We start from the raw sequence: 5,898 nt of genomic DNA, 5'->3' as shown, positions 1-5,898 counted from the left end.
ACCGCGCGTTACCGGACGCGCGCCCCCCCCGCTCCACCCCCTACAACACCCCCGCCCCGACCGGCGTGCCCGGGTGCCCCCCGCCCCCGCCCCCTGCGTCGCACCCCCCCCGCGGGTACCCCCACGAAGGGCAGGCCGACGAGGGCAGGCCGACGAACGGCCCGGGGCCGTCAGCCGACGGGCAGCAGGGTCGGGTCCGCCATGATCCGGCGGACCGTCGTCAACGCCGCGCCCAGCAGCGGCCCGCGCCGCCCCAGGGCGGACGGGCGCAGCGCCTCCGGGGCCCAGGACCGCAGGGTGACCCGGGCGGCCAACTCGGCGCGCACCGACGGCACCAGCCAGTCGGCGAGGTCGGCGTAGGCACCGCCGAGGACGAGGGCGTCCGGGTCGATGAGGTCGACGGCGGACGTGAGGGCGAGGCCGAGGGCGCGCCCCGCGCGGTCCAGCGCGGCCAGGGTCGGCGGGTGCCCGGCGCCCGCCCGTTCGGCCAGCAGGGCGACCGGGTCGCCGGGGCCGTGCTGCCCGAGACCGGACTCGCGCAGCACCGCCGCCTCGCCCGCGTACTGCTCCAGGCAGCCGCGGGAGCCGCAGGCGCAGTCGGGGCCCTCCGGATGGACGGGGAGGTGGCCGAGTTCACCGGCGAAGCCGCGGGCGCCCCGGAACAGCACTCCGTCGATGACCAGGGCGGCGCCGATCCCGGTCTCGGCGGACACGTGCACGAAGGTCTCCGCCGGCTGCCCGGCATGCCAGCACTCGGCCAGTGCTCCGAGGTTGGCCTCGTTCTCCGGCTCGGGCAGGGTGTCCGCGTCCGGCCAGTGGTCGCGCAGCCGGACACCGCGCCAGCCGAGATTGGGCGCGCGCTCGACCAGCCCGGCGGGGTCGTTCGGCACCACCCCGGGCACGGCCAGGATCCGGCCCTCGACGCGCAGCCCGAGGGCGGCGGCCTCCGCCTCCGCCGCGGCGGCCAGCGCGGCGGCCTCGGCCAGCACCTCCCCGGCCGGGCGGCCCGCGTTCGCCCGTTCCTCCCGGCGCCACACCCGCGGCTCGCCGCGCAGGTCCACCACGCACGCGCCGAGGTGGCCGACGCCGATCTCCAGGCCGAGGCCCGCCGGGCCCGCGTCGTTCACGGCCAGCGCCCGTCCGGGCCGGCCCGGGCGGCCGCTGGCGGTGGCCGCCGCCTCGGTGACCGCGCCGCGCCCGATCAGCTCGTCGACCAGCGAGGAGACGGCCGCCCTGGTCAGCCCGACGCGTCCGGAGACGTCCGCGCGGGAGAGCGGGCTGTGCGCGGCAACCGCCCCGAGGACCACCGCGAGGTTCTGCCGCCGCATGTCCTGTTGCGACGCGGGCCCGATCGAGGCACTCCCGTTCACCCTGCCGACCACCGTCACGCGCTGCTCCTCCTACCGGTCCTCGGCCGGGGCGCCCTGCAAGGCCCCGGCCCGACGCAGGGTATCGGTGATCCGCGCCAGGGCCTCCTCGTCCTTCGCGACCGGTTCCAGCACCGGGCCGTGGGCCGTCCGCCAGCGGCGGGCCACCGCGTCGGCCGGCTCCCCGGTGAGCAGCGCGGCCGCTTGGGCGGCGGCGCCGAGCGCGACCAGTTCCTGCGCCTCGGGCACCTGGACCGCCCGGCCGGAGAGCCGCAGCACGGTCCGCTGCCAGGCCCGGCCGCGGGCGCCGCCGCCGATCAGCAGCAGCGGTTCACCGCCCTCCGGGTCCGCGCCGCCCGCGCTCAGCACCCGGTCCAGGGCGGCGAGCAGGGCGTGGGCGGCGCCGTCGTAGGCGGCCTGGAGCAGCTGGCCGGGGGTGGTGTCGTGGCGCAGCCCGTGGACCAGACCGGAGGCGCCCGGGAGGTCCGGGGTGCGCTCGCCGTCCAGGTAGGGCAGGACGACGGCGGTGCCGCCGTCCTCGACCTCCTCACGGCCGCGTCCGAGCAGCACGGCGAAGCGGTCGACGGCGAGGGTGCAGTTGAGCGTGCAGGCGAGCGGCAGCCAGCCGCCGAGGGCGTCGGCGAAGCCGGCCACGGTGCCGGTCGGGTCGGCGGGCCGGGTGCGGCCGACGGCGTAGACGGTGCCGGAGGTGCCGAGGCTGAGCACCGGCTGCCCGGGGAGCAGCCCGAGTCCGAGGGCGGCGGCCATGTTGTCGCCGGTGCCGGTGGCCACCGGCGTGCCCGCGCGCAGCGCCGTGCCCGGGCGGACGGTGCCGGCCGCCGTGCCCGGCGCGAGGACCTGCGGCAGCAGGGCCGGGTCGAGGCCGATGCGGTCCAGGACGTCCTTGTCGTAGCCGTCCGGCCCCCACCAGCCGGTTCCCGAGGCGTCGCCGCGGTCGGTGACCGCCTCGCCGGTCAGCCGCTCGGTCAGGAAGTCGTGCGGCAGCCGGACGGCGACGACGCGTTCGGCGGCGGCGGGCTCGTTGGCGCGCAGCCAGGCCCACTTGGGCGCGGTGAAGGCGGCGGTGGGGACGCTGCCGGTGCGGTGGGCGAGTTCGGACGCGCCGACGGCGGCCTGGAGTGCGGCGGCCTGGGGCGCGGACCGGACGTCGTTCCAGAGCAGTGCCGGGCGGACCGGCGCCCCGGACGCGTCGAGGGTGACCAGGCCGTGCTGCTGGCCGCCGATCGAGACGGCGGCCGCGCGGTCCGCCCAGCCGGTGGCCGCGGCGGCCTCGCCGAGCGCCCGCCACCACTGCTCGGGGTCGCTCTCCCGGCCGACGCCGGTGCTCACGGTGTGCGGGGCGCGGCCCTGGCCGAGGACGGCGCCGGTGTCGAGGTCGACGGCGAGGGCCTTGGTGGACTGGGTCGAGCTGTCGAAGCCGATCACGACACGTTGCTCAGCCATGCGTTCCTCCGGAAGGGGTTATGAACTGCTGGGGATCGAAGCCGTCTTGGCGCACACAGACACCCGTCGATCACGGACTGCCTTGGATCGATGACTGTCAGTGGTGCGTGCGAGGGTGGTAGCACTGACGGGGAGGGAGGGCAGCGTGACCGGGCCGAAGAAGCTGCGGCGGATCGACGTGCCGTTTGTTTCCCTCGGCCCGTCGGGCGTGACGGTTCGGGATCGTCTCAAGGGCCTCGCGCCCGGGGATGAGAAGGTACTGCGGCTGGTCGGCGCGCACATGGGGGCGCTGGCGTCGAAGGACCTGAAGGCACGCTGCGCGGACGGCCTGGAGCACGGCAGCGGGACGTGGGCCGCGCGCAAGCGCGACCTGACGGTGGAGTCGTCGTCGCGCTGGGCCGGTTCGGTCACGAAGGCGACGCATGACCAGTGGGCGCTGTCGCGCCGTGGGCAGGCCGCCCACCTGGACTCGCTGGACGCGGGCGTCCGGATGCTGCGGCATCGCCTGTCGTTGCCGGTCGGGGAGAAGGGCACCGGGCATGCACCCGGTGGCTACCGTTCCAGGCAGGAGTGGTTCGTCAAGTCCCGCCGGCTGGCGGCGCTGGAGGAACGGCGCACGCAGGTCGCGGCCGATCGTGAGGCGGGTCGCGTGCGTGTGGTGCGGGGTGGGCGGAAGCTGCTGAACACTCGGCACCACCTGGCGGCGGCGAACCTGACCGAGACCCGGTGGCGGGAACGTTGGGAAGCGTCCCGCTGGTTCCTCGCAGCGGACGGGGAGTCCGGGAAGCGGTTCGGGAACGAGACGATCCGGGTGACCCCCGACGGCGGGATCAGCATCAAGCTGCCCGGCCCGATGGCGGATCTGGCGAACGCCCCCAATGGCCGGTACGTCCTGGCCACAAGGGTGACGTTCCCGCACCGGGGCGAGGAATGGCGCGACCGCATCGAGGGCAACCGGGCGGTCGCCTACCGAATCCACCTGGACGTGACCCGGGGCCGCTGGTACCTGGACGCCTCCTGGACCCGGCCCATCGTCCAAACGATGCCGCTGGACGTGGCCCGCGCGGCCGGGATGGTCGGCGCGGACACCAACGCCGACCACTTCGCCGCCTGGCACCTCGACCACTACGGCAACCCGGTCGGCGACCCCCACCGGTTCCCCTACGACCTGACCGGCACCGCCACCCACCGCGACGCCCAGATCCGCCACGCCATCAGCCAATTGCTGCACTGGGCCAAGCGGTGCGGCGTGACGGCGATCGGCCTGGAAAACCTGGACTTCACCGCCGAGACCACCCGCGAGAAACACGGACGCAAGAAGCGCTTCCGGCAGCTCGTCTCCGGCATCCCCACCGGCAGGCTCCGTGCCCGGCTCGTGTCCATGGCCGCCGAGCTGGACCTGGTCATCGTCGCCGTGGACCCCGCCTACACCTCCCGATGGGGCGCACAGCACTGGCAGAAGCCGCTCGCGACACCCACCCGTAAGACCACCCGACACGACAGCGCCGCCGTCGCGATCGGGCGACGCGCCCTCGGACACCCGATCCGGCGACGGACGGCACCGCCCCATGACGACCGGAGTGATCGTCTCGGGCATCGGACCGCCCAGGCCCCATCGGGCATCCGGGGGCCTGAGGAGACCCGCCGCCCCGCCACGGACCGCGCACACGATGCGCGCGCCCGAACGGGGAAAACGAGAACGCGGGCGACCAGCCGGGCATCCACCACCGTTCGGGATGCACGCAGTGATCAGACCTGGGTCCAAGACTCACTCCTGAATCACTTGGTTGGAACGGTTCCTTCTGACGTTCCGGCATACTAGTTTGTTGAGAGCCATTACAAACACCCCTGGATCCGATCCGGAGCCGCTCCATGTCCAGCGACCAGCTCGTTCCCACCCCCGCGCACAAGTTCACCTTCGGCCTGTGGACCGTGGGCTGGCAGGGGCGCGACCCCTTCGGCGACGCGACCCGCCCCGCCCTCGACCCGGTCGAGACCGTGCAGCGGCTGGCCGAACTCGGCGCCTACGGCGTCACCTTCCACGACGACGACCTGATCCCCTTCGGCGTGAACGACGCCACCCGCGAGGAGGCCGTCAAGCGGTTCCGCGCCGCGCTGGACGCCGCCGGGCTGAAGGTCCCGATGGCGACCACCAACCTGTTCACCCACCCGGTCTTCAAGGACGGCGCCTTCACCGCCAACGACCGCGACGTGCGCCGCTACGCGCTGCGCAAGACCATCCGCAACATCGACCTGGCCGCCGAGCTCGGCGCCTCGGTCTACGTCGCCTGGGGCGGGCGCGAGGGCGCCGAGTCCGGCGCGGCCAAGGACGTGCGCACCGCGCTCGACCGCTTGAAGGAGGCCTTCGACCTGCTCGGCGAGTACGTCGAGCAGCAGGGCTACGACCTGCGCTTCGCGATCGAGCCCAAGCCCAACGAGCCGCGCGGCGACATCCTGCTCCCCACCGTCGGCCACGCCCTGGCGTTCATCAACGAGCTGGAGCGCCCCGAGCGGGTCGGCCTCAACCCGGAGGTCGGCCACGAGCAGATGGCCGGGCTGAACTTCCCGCACGGCATCGCCCAGGCCCTGTGGCACGACAAGCTGTTCCACATCGACCTCAACGGCCAGTCCGGCATCAAGTACGACCAGGACCTGCGCTTCGGCGCGGGCGACCTGCGGCAGGCCTTCTGGCTGGTCGACCTGCTGGAGTCGGCCGGCTACGCCGGCCCCAAGCACTTCGACTTCAAGCCGCCGCGCACCGAGGACTTCGACGGCGTCTGGGCCTCGGCGGCCGGCTGCATGCGCAACTACCTGCTGCTGGCCGAGCGTTCCCGCGCCTTCCGGTCCGACCCGGAGGTGCGGGCCGCGCTCGCCGCCTCCCGCCTGCCCGAGCTGGCCCTGCCCACGGCCGGGGACGGCCTGGCCGGGCTGCTCGCGGACCGCTCCGCCTTCGAGGACTTCGACGTCGACGCCGCCGCCGTACGCGGCATGGCCTTCGAGCAGCTGGACCAGCTCGCCCTGGAGCACCTCCTCGGCGCCCGCTGACCTCAGCCGCGAAGAGCCGGGT

4 protein-coding genes are annotated in these 5,898 nt (G+C 74.7%); 2 read left to right on the top strand and 2 right to left on the bottom strand.

Features of this window, described 5'->3' with window-relative positions:
- Positions 1–170 precede the first annotated feature (170 nt).
- On the bottom strand, positions 171–1,328 hold the full coding sequence (locus tag ACFV8H_RS32510) for an ROK family protein (RefSeq protein WP_380407139.1): 1,158 nt from the start codon (positions 1,326–1,328) through the stop codon (positions 171–173).
- Positions 1,329–1,400: 72 nt separating this feature from the next.
- A complete protein-coding gene (xylB, locus tag ACFV8H_RS32505; protein WP_380407137.1) occupies positions 1,401–2,831 on the bottom strand; it encodes a xylulokinase in 1,431 nt (476 codons plus the stop codon).
- 145 nt (positions 2,832–2,976) lie between these two features.
- Between xylB and ACFV8H_RS32500 the strand changes: the two genes are divergently transcribed.
- Together ACFV8H_RS32500 and xylA are read left to right on the top strand one after the other, a co-directional pair.
- Positions 2,977–4,653 carry an IS200/IS605 family accessory protein TnpB-related protein gene (locus ACFV8H_RS32500; RefSeq protein WP_380407135.1) on the top strand — a complete coding sequence of 559 codons (1,677 nt, stop codon included), beginning with the start codon at positions 2,977–2,979 and terminating at the stop codon, positions 4,651–4,653.
- Between the two features lie 50 nt (positions 4,654–4,703).
- Entirely contained in the window at positions 4,704–5,876 is a 1,173-nt protein-coding gene (xylA, locus tag ACFV8H_RS32495) for a xylose isomerase (protein ID WP_380407133.1), read from the top strand.
- Positions 5,877–5,898: the final 22 nt, after the last annotated feature.

This window comes from Kitasatospora sp. NPDC059827 (assembly GCF_042731675.1).
Lineage (GTDB): Bacteria > Actinomycetota > Actinomycetes > Streptomycetales > Streptomycetaceae > Kitasatospora.
This window is presented reverse-complemented; position numbering and strand designations above follow the sequence as displayed.

What these genes read in the sequence shown, in the direction of transcription:
- xylA (WP_380407133.1), top strand. Translation starts at nt 4,704, where the DNA reads ATGTCCAGCGACCAGCTCGTTCCCACCCCCGCGCACAAGTTCACCTTC.
- ACFV8H_RS32510 (WP_380407139.1), bottom strand. Translation starts at nt 1,328, where the DNA reads ATGCGGCGGCAGAACCTCGCGGTGGTCCTCGGGGCGGTTGCCGCGCAC.
- xylB (WP_380407137.1), bottom strand. Translation starts at nt 2,831, where the DNA reads ATGGCTGAGCAACGTGTCGTGATCGGCTTCGACAGCTCGACCCAGTCC.